A 17,894-nucleotide genomic window follows, 5' to 3' on the forward strand; every position below is an offset into this window, starting at 1 on the left:
GCAGCGACGAGGGGACACCGGTGGACGCAAGCGGCGGGCGCGGGCAGCCGCGATCCGGCAACGACGAGCCGGCCGAGCGCCACGAGGGGGCCCCGGCAAGCGCACCCCCCACGGACGGGGGCCGCTTCGACCCGCCCGAAAGCACACCGAGCACCCCCGACGGCCACACCGCCGACCGTGACCCGTCGGCCTCCGGCGACGCTCCGTCACGGCGGACCGGCGGTACCCCGGCGGAGACCGAGGACACCCCGGCTCCGGAGGACACCGGGGCCACGCCCCGGAACGGGGAGGCCGCGCAACCTCCCGCCCCGGACACCGACGCCCACCCGCAGAACCCGTCGGGTCCGGGCGGCCCGGACCGTCCGGGGGAGCCGGGCGAACCGAGTCGGCCCGCCGAGCACCATGACCCGCGGACCCCGGACGACGGCCGGTCCGAGCCCCCCGCTCCCACGGGCGTTCCGCCCGAGGGCGCTCCGCGGGACGGCCACCGGCCCGCGCCCCCCGAGCCCCACAGCGCCGACCGCACCCTCGCCCACTCCGGATCCGGCAAGGGGCCCGCACCGCGCCCCCCGGAGCAGCAGCGCGGCGGACTGCTGATGGGACGCCCGTTCGGCGTGCCCGTCTACGTCGCCCCCAGCTGGTTCCTCGTCGCCATTCTGATCACCTGGGTCTTCGGCGGCCAGATCGACCGCGTGCTGCCCGAACTCGGCGCCGCCAGCTATCTGGTCTCGCTGTTCTTCGCCGTCGCCTTCTACGCCTCCGTACTCGTCCACGAACTCGCCCACACCCTCGCCGCCCTCCGCTTCAAGCTGCCGGTGCGCCGCATCCAGCTCCAGTTCTTCGGCGGCGTCTCCGAGATCGAGAAGGAGGCGGAGACACCCGGGCGGGAGTTCGTGCTCGCCTTCGTCGGCCCCCTGCTCTCCCTCGCCCTGTCCGGCCTGTTCTACGTCGCCCTGCTCGCCGTCGAGCCCAGCTCCGTCCCCGGCGTCCTGCTGGCCGGCCTGATGATCTCCAACCTCATCGTGGCCGCCTTCAACCTCCTGCCCGGCCTCCCCCTCGACGGCGGACGCATGCTCCGCGCGGTCGTCTGGAAACTCACCGGCAAGCCGATGAGCGGCACCATCGCCGCCGCCTGGGTGGGCCGCGCCCTCGCCGTCTCCGTCCTGATCGGCCTCCCCCTGCTCACCCAGTCCGGAGCCCTCGGCTCCGCCGCCGAGGACAGCGTCGGCATGGACACCGTCCTCGACGCGCTGCTCGCCGCCATCCTCGCCGCGATCATCTGGACCGGCGCCGGCAACAGCCTGCGCATGGCCCGCCTGCGTGAACACCTTCCCGAACTGCGTGCCCGCGCCCTCACCCGCCGCGCGGTGCCCGTCGAGACGGACACCCCGCTCTCCGAGGCCCTGCGACGCGCCAACGCCGCCGGAGCCCGGGCCCTCGTCGTCGTCGACCCCGACGGCACCCCGCTCTCCCTGGTGCGCGAGGCCGCCATCGTCGGCGTACCCGAACACCGCCGCCCCTGGGTCCCGGTCAGCGGACTCGCCCAGGATCTCACCGACGGCATGCGTGTCTCCGCCGAGCTCGCGGGAGAGGACCTCCTCGATGCCCTGCGCGCCGCCCCCGCCACCGAGTACCTGGTCGTCGAGACCACCGGCGAGATCTACGGCGTCCTGTCCGCGGCCGACGTCGAGCGGGCCTTCGTCAAGGCGATGGCCCGCCCCGCCTGACATCCGCCCCGCCCTCGAGTGGTCAGTGGCCCACGTCGGGACCGGTAGGCTGGTCACATGTCCGAACCGACCGGTGCCGCCCGCCGCCGTGGGCCCTTCAAGGTCGGGGACCAGGTACAGCTGACCGACCCCAAGGGCCGCCACTACACGTTCACGCTCGAGGCCGGGAAGAACTTCCACACCCACAAGGGTTCCTTCCCCCACGACGAACTGATCGGCGCACCCGAGGGCAGCGTTGTCCGCACCACCGGGAACGTCGCCTACCTCGCGCTGCGCCCCCTGCTCCCCGACTACGTCCTGTCCATGCCCCGCGGGGCAGCCGTCGTCTACCCCAAGGACGCGGGACAGATCCTCGCCTTCGCCGACATCTTCCCCGGCGCCCGCGTCGTGGAGGCAGGTGTGGGCTCCGGCTCACTCAGCAGCTTCCTGCTGCGCGCCATCGGCGACCAGGGCATGCTGCACAGCTACGAACGCCGCGAGGATTTCGCCGAGATCGCCCAGGCCAACGTGGAGCGCTACTTCGGCGGCCCGCACCCAGCCTGGCAGCTCACCGTCGGCGACCTCCAGGACAATCTGTCCGACACCGACGTCGACCGCGTCGTCCTCGACATGCTCGCCCCCTGGGAGTGCCTGGAGGCCGTCTCCAAGGCGCTCGTCCCCGGCGGCATTCTCTGCTGCTACGTCGCGACCACCACCCAGCTCGCCCGGACCGTCGAGTCCATCCGCGAGATCGGCTCCTTCAACGAGCCGACCGCCTGGGAATCCATGATCCGCAACTGGCACATCGAAGGACTGGCCGTCCGCCCGGACCACCGGATGATCGGCCACACCGGCTTCCTGCTCACCGCCCGCCGCCTCGCCGACGGGGTCGAGCCCCCCATGCGCCGACGCCGCCCAGCCAAGGGCGCCTACGGCGAGGACTACTCGGGACCCAACGCCGACGCGGGCACCGCCCGCTGACCCGTCCCACCACCACGCCAACGCACCGGCGCCGTGGCGCAGTTCCCGGACCGCACCGGGAACTGCGCCACGGCGCCCTCATGTTGACGCGACGGCGGCCGGTGTCCTCCCGGGCCCCGCACCGGAACCGCACACCCCGGCGTTCCCCCGCGCTGTGACGTGTGGCACGATGCTGGCCACCCCCACCGGCACAGCCCTCACAGGAGACACTCCTCGTGCAGTCATCCGCCGTCCCGGAACTCGCCCACACGCACACCCGCCCGATCCACTGGGTCGCCACCGCCACGGCCGTCGCCGGAGTCGTGGCGCTCTCCGGCCTGCTGCAGCCCCCAGCCGCGACCGCGGCCCAGACACCCGACCCGCAGACCCCGCAGACCCCGCAGACCAGGAGCGCCCCGGCGCACATGGCCCCGCCGGACCCCGCGGACGTCGAGTTCCCGATCGAATGCGGTCCGGTGCAGGCCGTGGTCAAGAAGGAGGCGGCCGGCGACCTCGACGGCGACGGGCGGCCCGAGACGGTGGCGGTCGTCCACTGCGACGCACCCATGGGCACCCCGCCCGACGGCATGTACGTCCTGACCAAGGCCGCCGGAGCCGGCACACCACGCGTGGTGGCCACCCTCGTCGACCCCAAGGACCGCACCAACGTCGACGACTTCGCCGTACGCGACGGCGAGATCACCGCGGCACTCCTCGGCTACTCGTCCTCCGACATACCCAGTTGCTGCCCCGACGTGCGCGAGAGCCTGAAGTGGCACTGGGGCAACGGCGCGTTCGTCCGCTCCACGCCCTCCGACGCCCGGAGCATGTGAACCACGCGCGCGTGAGCCGAGGGCGAACGTATGAGAAGTCGGACAGCGGTGACGGAAGGCGTCAAACCGGTCACCCGGCGTCCGGGCCGTACACCTCCACGCCGTCGGCCACGCGCCGCACGTGAATGCACTCGCCCGGACACTCCTTCGCCGAATCGACCACATCCGTGAGAACCGGCAGCGGCACCCGCGCCGTCGCCCCCTCGGCCTGCAACAACTCGTCGTCCGGGCCCTTCACATAAGCCAGACCGTCGATGTCCAGCTCGAACACCTCGGGCGCGTACTGCGCGCAGATGCCGTCACCGGTACACAGGTCCTGGTCGATCCAGACCTCCAGGGCCTCGGCGTCGACTCCGGCCTCCTGCTGCACGCTCATCTCCCCTGCCGTCTCCCGCGTCGGACCGAACGGGAATCCGGCCAGCTCCGACGGGTGTTGAACACATCGACCCTACCTCCGCCGGGGTTCCCGTCAGCCTCGATGGGTATTCCCCTGGCGTGAGGGAGAGCGCAAGGGTGAAGATCGGACACACCTCGACAGTCTTTGTGATCTAGGGGTTTCAATCGACACCCGCCCAGGTAGGGTCTGGAAGCGTCCAGCTCCCCTTGGAGGAGGTGAGGACCGTGGCAGCCCACGACGACGACATGAACCGCGGCATCCGCCCGGGACGCGGGTCCGACGACCCGGCCGGGCAGATCGCCTACCTTGAGCAGGAGATCGCCGTCCTGCGCCGCAAGCTCGCCGACTCTCCGCGACACACGAGGATTCTCGAAGAGCGGATCGTCGAGCTGCAGACCAACCTGGCCGGCGTGTCCGCCCAGAACGAACGACTCGCCGGCACGCTCCGGGAGGCCCGCGACCAGATCGTGGCCCTCAAGGAGGAAGTGGACCGGCTGGCCCAGCCACCGGCCGGCTTCGGAGTTTTCCTCCTGGCGAACGAGGACGGCACCGCCGACATCTTCACCGGCGGCAGAAAGCTCCGGGTGAACGTCAGCCCGGGCGTCGACCTCGACGAGCTCCGGCGTGGCCAGGAAGTGATGCTCAACGAAGCGCTCAACGTGGTCGAGGCCATGGAGTTCGAGCGCGTCGGTGACATCGTCACCCTCAAGGAGATCCTCGAGGACGGGGAACGAGCCCTCGTCCTCGGGCACACCGACGAGGAGCGGGTGGTCCGGCTCGCCGAACCCCTGCTGGGCATCACCATCCGCCCCGGTGACGCCCTCCTGCTCGAACCCCGCTCCGGGTACGTCTACGAGATCGTCCCGAAGAGCGAGGTCGAGGAGCTCGTCCTCGAAGAGGTCCCCGACATCGGCTACGAGCAGATCGGCGGCCTCGGCAACCAGATCGAAGCCATCCGCGACGCCGTCGAGCTGCCCTACCTCTATCCGGACCTGTTCAGGGAGCACGAACTGCGCCCGCCCAAGGGCGTACTGCTCTACGGGCCTCCCGGATGCGGCAAGACGCTCATCGCCAAGGCCGTCGCCAACTCGCTGGCCAAGAAGGTCGCCGAGGTCACCGGCCAGGCCGCAGGCAAGAGCTTCTTCCTCAACATCAAGGGCCCCGAGCTGCTGAACAAGTACGTCGGCGAGACCGAGCGGCAGATCCGCCTGGTCTTCCAGCGGGCCCGCGAGAAGGCCAGCGAGGGCACCCCCGTCATCGTCTTCTTCGACGAGATGGAATCCCTCTTCCGCACCCGCGGCTCCGGCGTCAGCTCCGACGTGGAGAACACCATCGTCCCGCAGCTCCTCGCCGAGATCGACGGCGTGGAGGGCCTGCAGAACGTGGTCGTGATCGGTGCCTCCAACCGTGAGGACATGATCGACCCCGCCATCCTGCGGCCCGGCCGGCTCGATGTGAAGATCAAGATCGAACGTCCGGACGCCGAGGCGGCCAAGGACATCTTCGGCAAGTACCTCACCCAGCGCCTCCCGCTGCACGGCGACGACATCGCCGAGCACGGCGGCGACAGGGGCATGACGGTCCAGAGCATGATCCAGACCGCGGTGGAACAGATGTACGCCGAAAGCGAGGAAAACCGCTTCCTGGAAGTCACGTACGCCAATGGAGACAAGGAAGTCCTCTACTTCAAGGACTTCAACTCCGGCGCCATGATCGAGAACATCGTCGGCCGCGCCAAGAAGATGGCGATCAAGGACTTCCTCGAGAAGAGCCAGAAGGGCCTCCGCGTCTCCCACCTGCTCCAGGCGTGTGTGGACGAGTTCAAGGAGAACGAGGACCTGCCCAACACCACCAACCCCGACGACTGGGCCCGAATCTCCGGTAAGAAGGGTGAGCGGATTGTTTACATCCGTACCCTCATCACCGGAAAGCAGGGCGCGGACACGGGACGCTCCATCGACACGGTGGCAAACACCGGTCAATACCTGTAAAAAGCAGGGCGGCTGCGGGTGCCCTCGACGGGTACCCGCAGCCGACTGCTTTTCGGTACAAGATCGGGAACACGGCAAAGACGCAAATGATCTCCCCACCAGCGCAAAGGCGTTCTAGGCTCTTCGGTACCGCCGAGTCGCGCAGTGCGGGGACGGGCACCGCACACGCACGGAGCGCCAGCGGTACTTGAGCAGCGTCCCCGACCGGGGACGCCGCCGGGCAAGGAGGGCCGCATGACTGTACGGCGAGTAATGGGCATCGAGACGGAGTACGGGATCTCCGTCCCCGGCCACCCCAACGCCAATGCCATGCTCACCTCGTCCCAGATCGTGAACGCCTACGCGGCGGCGATGCACCGGGCCCGCCGGGCCCGCTGGGACTTCGAGGAGGAGAACCCGCTGCGCGACGCGCGAGGCTTCGACCTCGCACGAGAGGCCGCCGACGCCAGCCAGCTCACCGACGAGGACATCGGCCTCGCCAATGTCATCCTCACCAACGGCGCGCGACTCTACGTCGACCACGCACACCCCGAATACAGCGCCCCGGAGGTCACCAACCCCCGCGACGCCGTCCTCTGGGACAAGGCCGGCGAACGCATCATGGCCGAGGCCGCGGAGCGGGCGGCGGCGCTTCCCGGCGCCCAGCCCATCCACCTGTACAAGAACAACACCGACAACAAGGGCGCCTCCTACGGCACCCACGAGAACTACCTGATGAGGCGGGAGACCCCGTTCTCGGACATCGTCCGCCACCTCACCCCGTTCTTCGTCTCCCGTCAGGTCTTCGCCGGCGCGGGCCGTGTCGGCATCGGCCAGGACGGTCACGAGCACGGCTTCCAGCTCAGCCAGCGCGCGGACTACTTCGAGGTCGAGGTCGGCCTCGAGACCACGCTGAAGCGCCCCATCATCAACACCCGCGACGAACCGCACGCCGACGCCGAGAAACACCGCCGGCTCCACGTGATCATCGGCGACGCGAACCTGTCCGAGATCTCCACCTACCTGAAGCTCGGCACGACCGCGCTCGTCCTGTCGATGATCGAGGACGGCTTCATCGCCGTGGACCTCGCGGTCGACCAGCCCGTACGGACGCTGCACCAGGTCTCGCACGACCCGACCCTGAAACGGCTCGTCACCCTCCGCAGCGGTCGCACACTCACCGCCGTCCAGCTCCAGATGGAGTACTACGAGCTCTCCCGCAAATACGTCGAGGAACGGTACGGGGCCGACGCCGACGACCAGACCAAGGACGTCCTGGCCCGCTGGGAGGACACCCTCAACCGCCTGGAGAACGACCCCATGAGCCTGGCCGGCGAGCTGGACTGGGTCGCCAAGCGGGAACTCATGGAGGGCTACCGGCGCAGGGACGACCTGGACTGGGACGCCGCCCGACTGCACCTCGTCGACCTCCAGTACGCCGACGTACGCCCCGACAAGGGGCTCTACAACCGCCTGGCCGCCCGCGGCCGCATGAAGCGGCTGCTGGACGAGAGGGACATCGAGCGGGCCCGCACGAAGCCGCCGGAGGACACCCGCGCCTACTTCCGCGGACGCTGCCTGGAGCAGTACGCGGACGATGTGGCGGCGGCTTCCTGGGACTCGGTGATCTTCGATCTGCCGGGCCGGGACTCGCTCCAGCGTGTCCCAACCCTGGAACCGCTTCGCGGAACGCGTAATCACGTCAAGGAGCTCCTGGACCGCTGCCGCACGGCAGAAGACCTGGTCAGGGTGTTGTCCGGGAACTGAACCACGATCTGGGAACCCGGGAGGGGCCGGCCGGGCAGGGTGGAAGACCCCGGAGCCGGGAATCATCGAGACGGTCCCCGTACGTTGGAGCAAGTACGGGGGCACGGTCGGGCCAGGCTTGTAGGGTCTGATCAACACTGATCGGCGCAATGCCGACCATGTCGGGCGAGCTGAGCGGGGTGAGGGTTATGGCAACGAAGGACACCGGCGGCGGGCAGCAGAAGGCCACACGCTCCACGGAGGAGGTCGAGGAGCAGACGCAGGACGCGCAGGCCTCTGAGGACCTCAAGGAGCGCCAGGAAAAACTGAACGATGACGTGGACTCCGTACTCGACGAGATCGACGACGTGCTCGAGGAGAATGCCGAGGACTTCGTGCGGTCCTTCGTCCAAAAGGGCGGCCAGTAGGCCGGAGCGGCCTTCGGATCGAAGGTCGCGGGTCAGGGTCGTGGGTACGGGGGAGTAGCTGGTGAAGAGCTGCCCGCGGTGCGGTCGGTCCGCACCGCGGGCAGCCTTCGCCGTTGGCGGAATGCCCCGGCCATACATGTGGATCACTGCCGCAAGACGGGTAGGGTCCGTGGCGTACCGTGCATCAACTGCAATTCGGCCATCGGCAAGTTGGGAGACGATCCCGACGCCATCCGTCGGGCTGCCGCCTATCTGGAGGGAACCTCGTGGAAGCCAACACTCCTAGCACCGGGCGGCTGCCGGCCGCCTTCCTGACGCCAGGATCTTCCTCCTTCATGGACTTCCTCTCCGATCACCAGCCCGAGATGCTGCCGGGTCGGCGGAAGCTTCCGCCGCTCCAGGGAGCGGTCGAGGCGCCGCACGGCACCACGATCGTGGCCGCGAGCTTTCCCGGTGGTGTCGTGCTCGCCGGTGACCGCCGGGCCACCATGGGCAACGTCATCGCCCAGCGGGACATCGAGAAGGTGTTCCCGGCGGACGAGTACTCGGCGGTGGGCATCGCCGGTACGGCGGGGCTCGCCGTGGAGATGGTGAAGCTGTTCCAGCTGGAGCTGGAGCACTTCGAGAAGGTCGAGGGGACGCAGCTGTCCCTGGAGGGCAAGGCGAACCGGCTGTCGACCATGATCCGGTCCAACCTCGCGATGGCGATGCAGGGCCTGGCCGTGGTCCCGCTGTTCGCGGGGTACGACATGGACCGGGAGAAGGGGCGGATCTTCTCCTACGACGTCACGGGCGGGCGCTCGGAGGAGCAGGGGTACGCCGCCACCGGTTCCGGGTCCGTCTTCGCGCGCAGCGCCATGAAGAAGCTCTTCCGGGACGACCTGAGCGAGGCCGAGGCGACCACACTGGTCGTGCAGGCCCTGTACGACGCGGCGGACGACGACTCGGCGACCGGCGGTCCCGATGTCGCCCGGCGGATCTACCCGATTGTCACGGTGATCACCGAGGACGGCTACCGCAGGCTCTCCGAGGACGAGGCGTCCGGGATCGCCCGGTCCGTGCTGGAGCGGCGGCTGGAGCAGCCGGACGGCCCGCGGGCCTCGCTGCTGTAGGGCGGGCGGTTCGATGCCGAGGGACCTCCATCCAGTGACTTCGACAGAAAGGGACGGTTGAACCGTGTCGACGCCGTTCTACGTCTCACCCCAGCAGGCGATGGCCGACCGGGCGGAGTACGCCCGCAAGGGGATCGCCCGTGGCCGCAGCCTGGTCGTGCTGCAGTACGCCGACGGCATCGTGTTCGTCGGTGAGAACCCGTCCCGTGCGTTGCACAAGTTCAGCGAGATCTACGACCGGATCGGCTTCGCCGCCGCCGGTAAGTACAACGAGTACGAGAACCTGCGGATCGGCGGCGTGCGCTACGCCGATCTGCGGGGTTACACCTACGACCGTGACGACGTGACCGCCCGGGGCCTGGCGAACGTGTACGCGCAGACGCTGGGGACGATCTTCTCGAGTGCGGCGGAGAAGCCGTACGAGGTGGAGCTGGTGGTGGCCGAGGTCGGGGAGACCCCGGAGGGCGACCAGATCTACCGGTTGCCGCACGACGGTTCCATCGTGGACGAGCACGGCTCGGTCGCGGTGGGGGGCAACGCGGAGCAGATCAGCGGGTATCTGGATCAGCGCCACCGGGACGGGATGACGCTGGCCCAGGCGCTGGAGCTGGCGGTGCAGTCGTTGTCGCGGGACACCAACGGCGGTGAGCGGGAGATTCCCGCGGAGCGGCTGGAGGTCGCGGTGCTGGATCGCACGCGGCCGCAGCAGCGGAAGTTCCGGCGGATCACGGGGCGGCGGCTGGCGCGGCTGCTGGAGGCCGGCGGCGCGGAGACGGTGTCCGAGGCGGAGGCCGAGGCGGACACGGAGACCGGGGCTGAGAGCGAGGAGTAGGCACGTCCGGAGCGGGCCTGTCGGTGACGGGCGGGGGCCACCCCCGCCCGTCACCTTTCCGTCTCAGGGGTGTGCGGTGGCCGGGCCGGTCGAGCCCCGGGGCACGAGGTGGACGGGGATGTCCCCGGCCTCGGGGGCGCGGTGGTCCAGGACCGCGAGGAGGGCCTGCATGCCGCGTTCGCCGAAGAGCTCCGCGTCGAGGCGGACCGTGGTGAGTTCCGGGTCGAGGGCCGTGGCCAGGGCCAGGTCGTCGAGGCCGGTGACGGAGAGGTCGTCGGGGATGCGCAGGCCGAGACGGCGGGCCGCCTTGTAGGTGCCGGCCGCGAGCTGGTCGTCGTCGCAGATGACGGCGGTGGGGCGCTCGGGCCCGGTGAGGGCGGCCTGGGCGGCGGTGACGGCGCCCCGGATGGAGATGGGCGAGCGGGCCGTGCGGAGTGTGGTGCCGGGGGTCGCGGCCAGGCGGGTGGTCAGTTCGCGGGCGCGTACCTCGAAGGTCCAGGAGGGGACGTCGGCCGCCAGGTGCAGGAAGCTGCGGTGGCCCAGGGCCACGAGGTGGCGGGTGATCTGGCGTATGCCGTCGGCGATGTCGAGGTTGACCGTGGCGGCGCCCGGGTTGCTCTCGGGGTCGCTGTCGAGCATGACCAGGGGGAGCTGGTCGCCGCGGATGTCGGTCAGGGCGTCGGCGGCCATGGAGGAGGCGATGACGCCGTCGAGCGCGGCCTGCGCCGAGGCGAAGGGGTTGCGGGCGGGGCCGATGCCCTCGGGTGAGGGGTAGAGGAGCAGGCCGAAGCCGTGCTGGGCGGCGATGCGGGCGGCTCCGGTGTAGACGCCGGCGAAGAACTCGGTGGTGAGGGCGGGGACGACGAGGAGGACGGTGCGGGTGTGTCCGAGGCGTAGGTTGCGGGCGGCGAGGTTGGGGCGGTAGCCGAGGCGGTGCGCGGCGTCGCGTACGCGTTGTGCGGTGGCCTCCGAGACGCGGCCGCGCCATTTGTCGCCCAGGACGAGGGACACGGCGGCCTGGGAGACGCCGGCGGCTTGGGCGACGTCCCTGCTCGTGGGGCGGATCTGGGCTCGGGCCACCGTGGGGCCGCTCCTTCGACTGGACTCCGTCTGGACTGGTGAACAGCCGACATGGTACGTATGGGGACGCTCGTTATACGTACAACGTCGATGATTCCGGTGGACGCCGGTAGTGAGTGGAGGCACGGCATGGCCACGGGATACCTGGAGATCCTCCGGGCGCGGCACGCCACCCGGCTGCTGGTGGGCACGCTGGTCGGGCGGCTGCCCAACGCGACCGCGGCCATCGCGATCGTGTTGTTCGTCCGCGCGCAGGGCGGTTCGTACAGTCTGGCCGGTGCCCTGGCGGCGGTGTACGGCGTCGCCAACGCGGTCGGCCAGCCGGTGCTGGGGCGCCTGGTGGATCTGCGGGGGCAGCCGCGGGTGCAGTTGCCGGCCGCGGTGCTGTCGGCGCTGGCGATGGCGGTCTTCGCCTTCGTGGGGATCGAGCCGCGGGCCGCGGCCTACGCGTCGGTGGCCGCCGCGGGGCTGTTCACACCGCCGTTGGAGGGAGGGCTGCGGGCCCTGTGGTCCTCGGTGCTGCACCGGGAGGAGCAGGTCCACCGGGCGTACGCGATGGACGCGGTGGCGCAGGAGGTCATGTTCACCGTCGGGCCGCTGCTGGTGACGGTGTGCGCGTCGCTGTGGTCGCCCCGGGCCGCGCTGCTGGTGCTGAACGTACTGGGGGTGCTGGGCGCCCTGTCCGTGGTCGTGTCGGCGCCCTCGCGTGCGTGGCGGTCGGCGCCGCGGGAGGCGCACTGGTTGGGCGCGCTGCGCTCACCGGGGCTGCTGGCGCTGCTGGGGGCCTTCCTGTTCGTCGGTGTGGCGATGGGGTCCATCACGGTGGCGGCGGTGCCGTACGCGGACGGACACGGGGGCGACCATGTGTACGGCTGGCTGATGGCGGGTCTCGGTTTCGGCGCGCTCGTCGGCGGTATGGCGTACGGGGCGCGGCAGTGGGCGGGGGAGCCGGCGCGGCGACTTCAGGTGCTGGTCGCGTTCCTGGCGGTGTGTTACCTGCCGCTGACCCTGATGCCGGGCACGGTGGCGATGACCTTCCTCACGGTGCTCGCGGGTGTGTTCCTGGCCCCGGTGATCGCCTGTGCCTTCGTGCTGGTGGACCGGCACGCGCCGGCCGGCACGGTCACGGAGGCGTTCTCGTGGCTGGTGACGATGTTCACGGTGGGCGCCTCGGTGGGAACGGGCTTGGCGGGCCCGGTGGTCGAGGCGGGCGGCGCGCAGTGGGGGTTCGCGGTTCCGGCCTTCGCGGGCGCTGTGGCTTTGCTGGTTTTGATTTCCACCGGAAGGGTATTGGTGGTTGCCGCTCACGGGGCGGTCGTTGCGGCCGGTTCGGAAAATGATCCGAACCGTGCCCTCGAACCTCGTTTGGGTTCAGGGGATCGGGCGTAATGTTCAGTCATGGACCGCCGCATTTTCGGGCTGGAGAACGAGTACGGCGTCACGTGCACGTTCAGGGGACAGCGGCGCCTGTCTCCTGACGAGGTGGCGCGGTACCTCTTCCGCCGTGTTGTGTCATGGGGCCGAAGCAGCAATGTTTTTCTGCGCAACGGCGCCCGTCTCTATCTCGACGTGGGGTCGCATCCGGAATACGCCACGCCCGAATGTGACAACGTGACCGAGCTGGTCACGCACGACAAGGCCGGGGAGCGCATTCTCGAAGGGCTCCTGGTGGACGCCGAACGACGCCTGCACGAGGAGGGAATCGCAGGCGACGTCTACCTGTTCAAGAACAACACCGACTCGGCGGGCAACTCGTACGGGTGCCACGAGAACTATCTGGTGGCGCGGCACGGGGAGTTCTCGCGACTCGCGGACATCCTCATCCCGTTCCTGGTGACCCGCCAGCTGCTGTGCGGTGCCGGGAAGGTGCTGCAGACGCCGCGTGGTGCCGTCTACTGCGTCAGTCAGCGGGCGGAGCACATCTGGGAGGGCGTCTCCTCGGCGACGACCCGCTCCCGGCCGATCATCAACACGCGCGACGAACCGCACGCGGACGCCGAGCGCTATCGCCGGCTGCACGTCATCGTGGGCGACTCGAACATGTCCGAGACGACCATGCTGCTGAAGGTCGGTGCCACCGATCTGGTGCTGCGCATGATCGAGGCGGGCACGGTGATGCGTGACCTCACCCTGGAGAACCCGATCCGGGCGATCCGCGAGGTGAGCCATGACATCACCGGCCGCCGCAAGGTCCGCCTGGCGAGCGGCCGTGAGGCCTCCGCGCTGGAGGTGCAGCGCGAGTACTACGAGAAGGCGCTGGACTTCTGCGAGCGTCGGGGTATCCGCACCGGCACCGTCGAGCAGGTGCTCGAACTGTGGGGCCGTACGCTGGACGCGATCGAGGCCGAGGACCTCGACCGCATCGACACCGAGATCGACTGGGTCATGAAGTACAAGCTCCTCGAGCGGTACCGGGCCAAGCACAACATGACCATGTCGCATCCGCGGGTCGCGCAGATAGACCTCGCCTACCACGACATCCACCGCCGTCGTGGTCTCTACTACCTGCTGGAGAAGAAGGGGCAGGCCGCCCGGATCTGCGACGATCTGAAGATCTTCGAGGGCAAATCCGTTCCGCCGCAGACCACCCGGGCGCGGTTGCGCGGTGACTTCATCCGCCGGGCGCAGGAGCAGCGGCGGGACTTCACCGTCGACTGGGTCCATCTCAAGCTCAACGACCAGGCACAGCGGACGGTGTTGTGCAAGGACCCGTTCCGGTCGGTGGACGAGCGGGTGGAGAAGTTGATCGCCGGAATGTGAGACATGGTGTTCCGCGGATCCCACGAACCGCGGAACGTCACACGGGCGCCGCACGTTACTCAGTGCGGCGCCCTTCTCACGCCGTAGAGTTGCGCGGACGCCACCCACAGGATCGACGATTACGAGGCCCCCACCGTGCGCCGACGCTCACTCCTCATTGCCGTACCCGCCGGACTGGTCACTCTCGCCGCGTGCGGCGACGGTGAGTCCGATTCGAGCAAGGCCAGCGAAAGCGCCTCGCCGTCGGCTCCGGACACCTCGGCCGCGCCGTCGCCGAAGATCGTCGACGGTCCGCTGCCGGCGATCACCGCGGGCGTGAAGTTCGGCGAGAAGCCCACGGTCGAGAAGGGCAGCGGTGAGCCGTCCAAGGACCTCGCGGTGAAGACGGTCATCGCGGGCGGCGGCAGGACCATCGCCGAGAACGACTTCGTGGTGGCCCACTACCTGGGCCAGGTGTGGAGCACCGCGAAGGTGTTCGACAACTCCTACGACCGCAAGAGGCCGCTGGCGATCCAGCTGGCCCAGGGCAGCATCATCGACGGCTGGCGGTACGCGCTGACCGGCCGGAAGGCCGGCAGCCGGGTCGAGATGGCGATCCCGCCCACCTGGGGATACGGCACGCAGGGCAATGAGCAGGCGGGCATCAAGGGCACCGACACGCTGGTGTTCGTGGTGGACGTGCAGGACGCGTTCAACGCCAAGAGCTCTGCCAAGGGCACCGAGGTCGCCCAGGACGACATCGGTCTGCCCAAGGTGGGTACCAACACCGACGGCAAGGCCCCCGCCATCGAGGTGCCCGACGCGGCCGCCCCGAAGAAGCTCGTGTCGAGCTACGTCCTCGAGGGCGACGGCCCGGAGGTCGGTGCCGAGGACAGTGTGCTCGTGCAGTACAAGGGCGTGCTGTGGGACGGCGGCAAGGAGTTCGACTCGACGTACTCCCGGAAGCAGCTGACCTCGTTCTCGTTGCAGCAGGTGGTCAAGGGCTGGGCGCAGGGACTCACCGGGAAGAAGGTGGGCAGCCGGGTGCTCATCGTCATTCCGCCGGAGCTGGGTTACGGCGACAACCCGCCGCAGGGCAGTGACATCAAGAAGGACTCCACACTGGTCTTCTCGGTCGACATCCTTGCGAAGTTGTGACCGCGCGTGATGTAAGACTGTGTGTGTTCGCCTTTCCGCAGACAAGCAGGAGCGTTAGACGTGAGCATCGACAAGCCCGAGATCGACTTCCCGGGCGGCGAGCCCCCGGCGGAGCTCGAGATCAAGGACATCTGGGAGGGCGACGGGGAGGTGGCGCAGGCGGGTCAGACCGTCACCGTCCACTACGTCGGTGTCGCCTTCAGCACGGGTGAGGAGTTCGACGCCAGCTGGAACCGTGGCACTCCGTTCCGCTTCCCGCTGGGCGGCGGCCGGGTCATCAAGGGCTGGGACCAGGGCGTGCAGGGCATGAAGGTCGGCGGCCGTCGCCAGCTGACCATTCCCGCCCACCTCGCCTACGGCAACCAGAGCCCGACTCCGGCGATCAAGCCCGGCGAGACACTGATCTTCGTGGTCGACCTGCTCGGCGTGTGAGCGCCCGTTCGATCGCGGCCTGATCACCGTCGGGCCGGGTTGCGACCGGAGTCGATCACCTGGGGTCCATGCCTGCCCTGGCATGGGCCCTCGGCTTTTGCCGCGCCACCACGGGGCGGTACGGTCATCGGACTGAGCACCATAGGGAGGCGAAGGGCGTCGATGGCCATTGCCAAGGCCGAGCGGCTGATGAACCTGGCGCTGTGTCTGCTGGGGACGCGGCGGCCACTGAGCAAGCGTGAGCTGCGCGAGTCCGTCGAGGCCTACCTCGAGGCGGCTTCCGACGACGCCTTCAACCGGATGTTCGAGCGCGACAAGGACGATCTGCGCGAACTCGGGCTCGTCATCGAGACCGTCGAGAACCTCGACGGCGAGGTCGGCTATCTGGCCCGGCGGGACAGCAACCGCCTGCCGCCCATCACCCTCGACGCGGAGGAGGCCGCCGCCCTGGGGCTGGCGGCCAAGGTGTGGCAGCAGGCCAGACTGGCCGGTGCGGCCAGCGGTGCCCTGCAGAAGCTGCGGGCGGCGGGGCTGCCCGAGGACGTCGACCCCTACGGGACGCACAGCGCGCTCGAACCGCGCATCCCCGTGCACGAGGCCGCCTTCGAACCGCTGATGCTGGCCTGCCGCGACCGCCGGCCGGTCGTCTTCGACTACCGCAAGACCAACGCCGTACAACCCGAATCCCGCCATGTCGAGCCATGGGCGCTGGAATGCTGGCGGGGCCACTGGTACCTGGCGGGCTGGGACCGCGACCGAGGCGCCGAGCGGGTGTTCCGGTTGTCCCGGATCACCGGCAAGGTGCGCTCCCGCGGCACTCGTTACACCACCCCGGTGCCGGACGTCGTCACCGTCCGCGAGACGGTGGCGAGCTGGGCGGGGGAGAGTGCCGACCGTTCCGCGCGCATCCGGCTGCGCTCCGACGCGGGGTACCCCCTCCGGGCGAAAGCCACCGCGGTGCGGGAACTCGGTGACGGCTGGGAAGAGTTGGAGATTCCGTACGGGCACGGCCTGGATGCCTGGCTGGTGGAGTTCGGAGCGGACGTGGTGGTCCTGGAGCCCGCCGAGCTGCGGGCCGACGTGGTGGACCGGCTGCGCGCCGTCGCCAAGGGCTGAGGGGGACGGACAAGAACGTGGCAGGCAAACCGGTCAGGCCAGTCAACGCCATCGACCAGACCCGGCGGATGCTCTCCCTGGTGACCTATCTGCGGGAGCGCCCCGGCGCCCGGATCGAGGACGTGGCGCGCGCCTTCGGCATCACCGAGGACGAGCTGGTCTCGGACCTCGACGTGCTGCCCATGTGCGGCACCAGTTTCCGCGGCGGCGACCTGCTGGACATCGACACCGACGGGGAGCGCATCTGGTGGCACAACCCGGCCGCGCTCGGGGCGGAGGCCGCGGAGCCGCTGCGGCTCGCCGCCGACGAGGCCACCGCCCTGCTGGTCGCCGCGCGGGCCGTGGCAACGCTGCCCGGTCTGCGGGAGAGCGACCGGCAGGCGCTGCTGCGGGCCACCGCCAAGGTGGAGGCGGCGGCCGGTGAGGCGGCGGGCGCCAGCTCCCGGCTGTCGGTGACCTTCGAGTCCGAGGGCGGCGTGTTCGCGGACGTCGACCGGGCCATCGCCGAGCGCCGCAGACTCTGGATCCGCTACTACTCGCCCGCACGCGACGAGCTCACCGAGCGTGAGATCGATCCCATCCGCCTGGTCAGCGTCGGGCACACCTATGTCGAGGCCTGGTGCCGTCGCTCCGAGGCGCGGCGCACGTTCCGGCTCGACCGGGTCGCCGAGATCCGCATCCTCGACGAACCGTCCGCGCCGCCCGAGGTCGAACTGCGGGACCTGTCGGAGGGGCTGGTACAGCCGGCCGCGGAGGACCCGCAGGTCGTGGTCGAGGTGGGGCCGGGCGGGCGCTGGGTCGCCGAGTACTACCCGCACGACAGCGCGGATGAGCTGGCCGACGGCGGGCTGCGTATCACCCTGCGGACGCCCGACCCGGCGTCGCTGAGACGGCTGGCGCTGCGGCTGGGGCGGGACGGCCGGATCGTCGCGCCGCACGATCTCGCCGAGAGTGCCCGGCGGGCGGCCCGTGAGGCGCTGGCGGCGTACGACGGGGCCGAGACGGCCGGATGAGCGGACCGCGCGCCGTACGCGTGGTCCGGGGCGGGCAGGACGACAGGCAGGAGCGAGGACTGTGAGCGAGTCGGCGACCTCTGGTGTTCGGGGCATGACGGTGGCGTCCGCGTTCTCCGGGATGAGAAGCGTGGCGCCGGTCGTGTTCCGGGCGGGCTGCCCGGACTGCAGGGGGCGTTTCGAGCTCGCCGCGAGCGCGCTGCGTCTGGTCATAGGCGCCAGCAGGCGGACCACCTTCTACTCCTTCACCTGCCCCGCGTGCGAGACCGCGGTCCGCAAGCCGGCCGGGGAGCGGGTCGTCGAGCTGCTCACCGGCGGCGGGGTCAGCACCCTGCGGCTGCACTCCACCGCGTAGGACCTCCGCGACGGGAC

17 protein-coding genes and 1 pseudogene are annotated in these 17,894 nt (G+C 69.9%); 16 read left to right on the plus strand and 2 right to left on the minus strand.

Annotation, left to right across the window (positions count from 1 at the left end; genetic code table 11):
- The first annotated feature begins 20 nt into the window (after positions 1-20).
- The 3 genes from AC6F7H_RS23985 to AC6F7H_RS23995 all read left to right on the plus strand — a co-directional run bounded on the left by AC6F7H_RS23985 (position 21) and on the right by AC6F7H_RS23995 (position 3,499).
- Positions 21-1,727, plus strand: coding sequence for a site-2 protease family protein (locus AC6F7H_RS23985; RefSeq protein WP_500758969.1), 1,707 nt, complete (start codon positions 21-23; stop codon positions 1,725-1,727).
- Positions 1,728-1,784: 57 nt separating this feature from the next.
- Entirely contained in the window at positions 1,785-2,687 is a 903-nt protein-coding gene (locus AC6F7H_RS23990; protein WP_109380479.1) for a tRNA (adenine-N1)-methyltransferase, read from the plus strand.
- 215 nt (positions 2,688-2,902) lie between these two features.
- Positions 2,903-3,499, plus strand: coding sequence for a hypothetical protein (locus tag AC6F7H_RS23995; protein ID WP_500758970.1), 597 nt, complete (start codon positions 2,903-2,905; stop codon positions 3,497-3,499).
- A 70-nt stretch (positions 3,500-3,569) separates the two neighbouring features.
- Here AC6F7H_RS23995 and AC6F7H_RS24000 read toward each other — a convergent pair whose 3' ends face one another.
- Positions 3,570-3,875, minus strand: coding sequence for a ferredoxin (locus AC6F7H_RS24000; protein ID WP_109380477.1), 306 nt, complete (start codon positions 3,873-3,875; stop codon positions 3,570-3,572).
- Between the two features lie 245 nt (positions 3,876-4,120).
- Here AC6F7H_RS24000 and arc point away from each other — a divergent pair, with 245 nt between their 5' ends.
- The 6 genes and pseudogenes from arc to prcA all read left to right on the plus strand — a co-directional run bounded on the left by arc (position 4,121) and on the right by prcA (position 9,984).
- Positions 4,121-5,887: a proteasome ATPase gene (gene arc, locus AC6F7H_RS24005; protein WP_500758971.1), complete on the plus strand. Its 1,767-nt coding sequence runs from the start codon at positions 4,121-4,123 to the stop codon at positions 5,885-5,887.
- 234 nt (positions 5,888-6,121) lie between these two features.
- The gene (gene dop / locus AC6F7H_RS24010) at positions 6,122-7,633 is read left to right on the plus strand and encodes a depupylase/deamidase Dop (protein WP_500758972.1); all 1,512 of its coding nucleotides are present in this window, start codon (positions 6,122-6,124) and stop codon (positions 7,631-7,633) included.
- 188 nt (positions 7,634-7,821) lie between these two features.
- Complete coding sequence (locus AC6F7H_RS24015; RefSeq protein ID WP_109380473.1) at positions 7,822-8,040, plus strand: ubiquitin-like protein Pup; 219 nt, start codon at positions 7,822-7,824, stop codon at positions 8,038-8,040.
- Between the two features lie 123 nt (positions 8,041-8,163).
- Positions 8,164-8,355, plus strand: a pseudogene (locus tag AC6F7H_RS24020) (endonuclease domain-containing protein); the annotation flags it as partial.
- Positions 8,307-9,152, plus strand: a complete 846-nt coding sequence (gene prcB / locus AC6F7H_RS24025; RefSeq protein WP_109380472.1) for a proteasome subunit beta — start codon at positions 8,307-8,309, stop codon at positions 9,150-9,152. The pseudogene AC6F7H_RS24020 and the gene prcB, both read left to right, overlap by 49 nt.
- Positions 9,153-9,216: 64 nt before the next feature.
- A complete protein-coding gene (gene prcA / locus AC6F7H_RS24030; protein WP_500758973.1) occupies positions 9,217-9,984 on the plus strand; it encodes a proteasome subunit alpha in 768 nt (255 codons plus the stop codon).
- A 63-nt stretch (positions 9,985-10,047) separates the two neighbouring features.
- On the opposite strand, the gene AC6F7H_RS24035 is transcribed toward prcA, so the two are convergent.
- Positions 10,048-11,064 carry a LacI family DNA-binding transcriptional regulator gene (locus tag AC6F7H_RS24035; RefSeq protein WP_500758975.1) on the minus strand — a complete coding sequence of 339 codons (1,017 nt, stop codon included), beginning with the start codon at positions 11,062-11,064 and terminating at the stop codon, positions 10,048-10,050.
- Positions 11,065-11,193: 129 nt separating this feature from the next.
- Here AC6F7H_RS24035 and AC6F7H_RS24040 point away from each other — a divergent pair, with 129 nt between their 5' ends.
- The 7 genes from AC6F7H_RS24040 (at position 11,194) to AC6F7H_RS24070 (ending at position 17,877) form a co-directional block, all read left to right on the plus strand.
- The gene (locus AC6F7H_RS24040; RefSeq protein WP_500758977.1) at positions 11,194-12,453 is read left to right on the plus strand and encodes an MFS transporter; all 1,260 of its coding nucleotides are present in this window, start codon (positions 11,194-11,196) and stop codon (positions 12,451-12,453) included.
- A 9-nt stretch (positions 12,454-12,462) separates the two neighbouring features.
- Complete coding sequence (gene pafA / locus AC6F7H_RS24045; protein WP_500758979.1) at positions 12,463-13,824, plus strand: Pup--protein ligase; 1,362 nt, start codon at positions 12,463-12,465, stop codon at positions 13,822-13,824.
- Positions 13,825-13,959: 135 nt separating this feature from the next.
- Positions 13,960-14,961, plus strand: a complete 1,002-nt coding sequence (locus AC6F7H_RS24050) for an FKBP-type peptidyl-prolyl cis-trans isomerase (protein ID WP_500758981.1) — start codon at positions 13,960-13,962, stop codon at positions 14,959-14,961.
- A gap of 60 nt (positions 14,962-15,021) precedes the next feature.
- The gene (locus AC6F7H_RS24055) at positions 15,022-15,393 is read left to right on the plus strand and encodes an FKBP-type peptidyl-prolyl cis-trans isomerase (RefSeq protein WP_210922268.1); all 372 of its coding nucleotides are present in this window, start codon (positions 15,022-15,024) and stop codon (positions 15,391-15,393) included.
- A gap of 162 nt (positions 15,394-15,555) precedes the next feature.
- Positions 15,556-16,509, plus strand: coding sequence for a helix-turn-helix transcriptional regulator (locus AC6F7H_RS24060; protein ID WP_500758982.1), 954 nt, complete (start codon positions 15,556-15,558; stop codon positions 16,507-16,509).
- A gap of 17 nt (positions 16,510-16,526) precedes the next feature.
- On the plus strand, positions 16,527-17,522 hold the full coding sequence (locus AC6F7H_RS24065) for a helix-turn-helix transcriptional regulator (RefSeq protein ID WP_500758983.1): 996 nt from the start codon (positions 16,527-16,529) through the stop codon (positions 17,520-17,522).
- 61 nt (positions 17,523-17,583) lie between these two features.
- Positions 17,584-17,877, plus strand: coding sequence for a hypothetical protein (locus tag AC6F7H_RS24070; protein ID WP_109380463.1), 294 nt, complete (start codon positions 17,584-17,586; stop codon positions 17,875-17,877).
- Positions 17,878-17,894 lie beyond the last annotated feature (17 nt).

This window comes from Streptomyces sp. MMS24-W38, assembly GCF_059889265.1.

What these genes read in the sequence shown, in the direction of transcription:
- pafA (WP_500758979.1), top strand. Translation starts at nt 12,463, where the DNA reads ATGGACCGCCGCATTTTCGGGCTGGAGAACGAGTACGGCGTCACGTGC.
- AC6F7H_RS23990 (WP_109380479.1), top strand. Translation starts at nt 1,785, where the DNA reads ATGTCCGAACCGACCGGTGCCGCCCGCCGCCGTGGGCCCTTCAAGGTC.
- dop (WP_500758972.1), top strand. Translation starts at nt 6,122, where the DNA reads ATGACTGTACGGCGAGTAATGGGCATCGAGACGGAGTACGGGATCTCC.
- AC6F7H_RS24060 (WP_500758982.1), top strand. Translation starts at nt 15,556, where the DNA reads ATGGCCATTGCCAAGGCCGAGCGGCTGATGAACCTGGCGCTGTGTCTG.
- AC6F7H_RS24000 (WP_109380477.1), bottom strand. Translation starts at nt 3,875, where the DNA reads ATGAGCGTGCAGCAGGAGGCCGGAGTCGACGCCGAGGCCCTGGAGGTC.
- AC6F7H_RS24040 (WP_500758977.1), top strand. Translation starts at nt 11,194, where the DNA reads ATGGCCACGGGATACCTGGAGATCCTCCGGGCGCGGCACGCCACCCGG.
- AC6F7H_RS24015 (WP_109380473.1), top strand. Translation starts at nt 7,822, where the DNA reads ATGGCAACGAAGGACACCGGCGGCGGGCAGCAGAAGGCCACACGCTCC.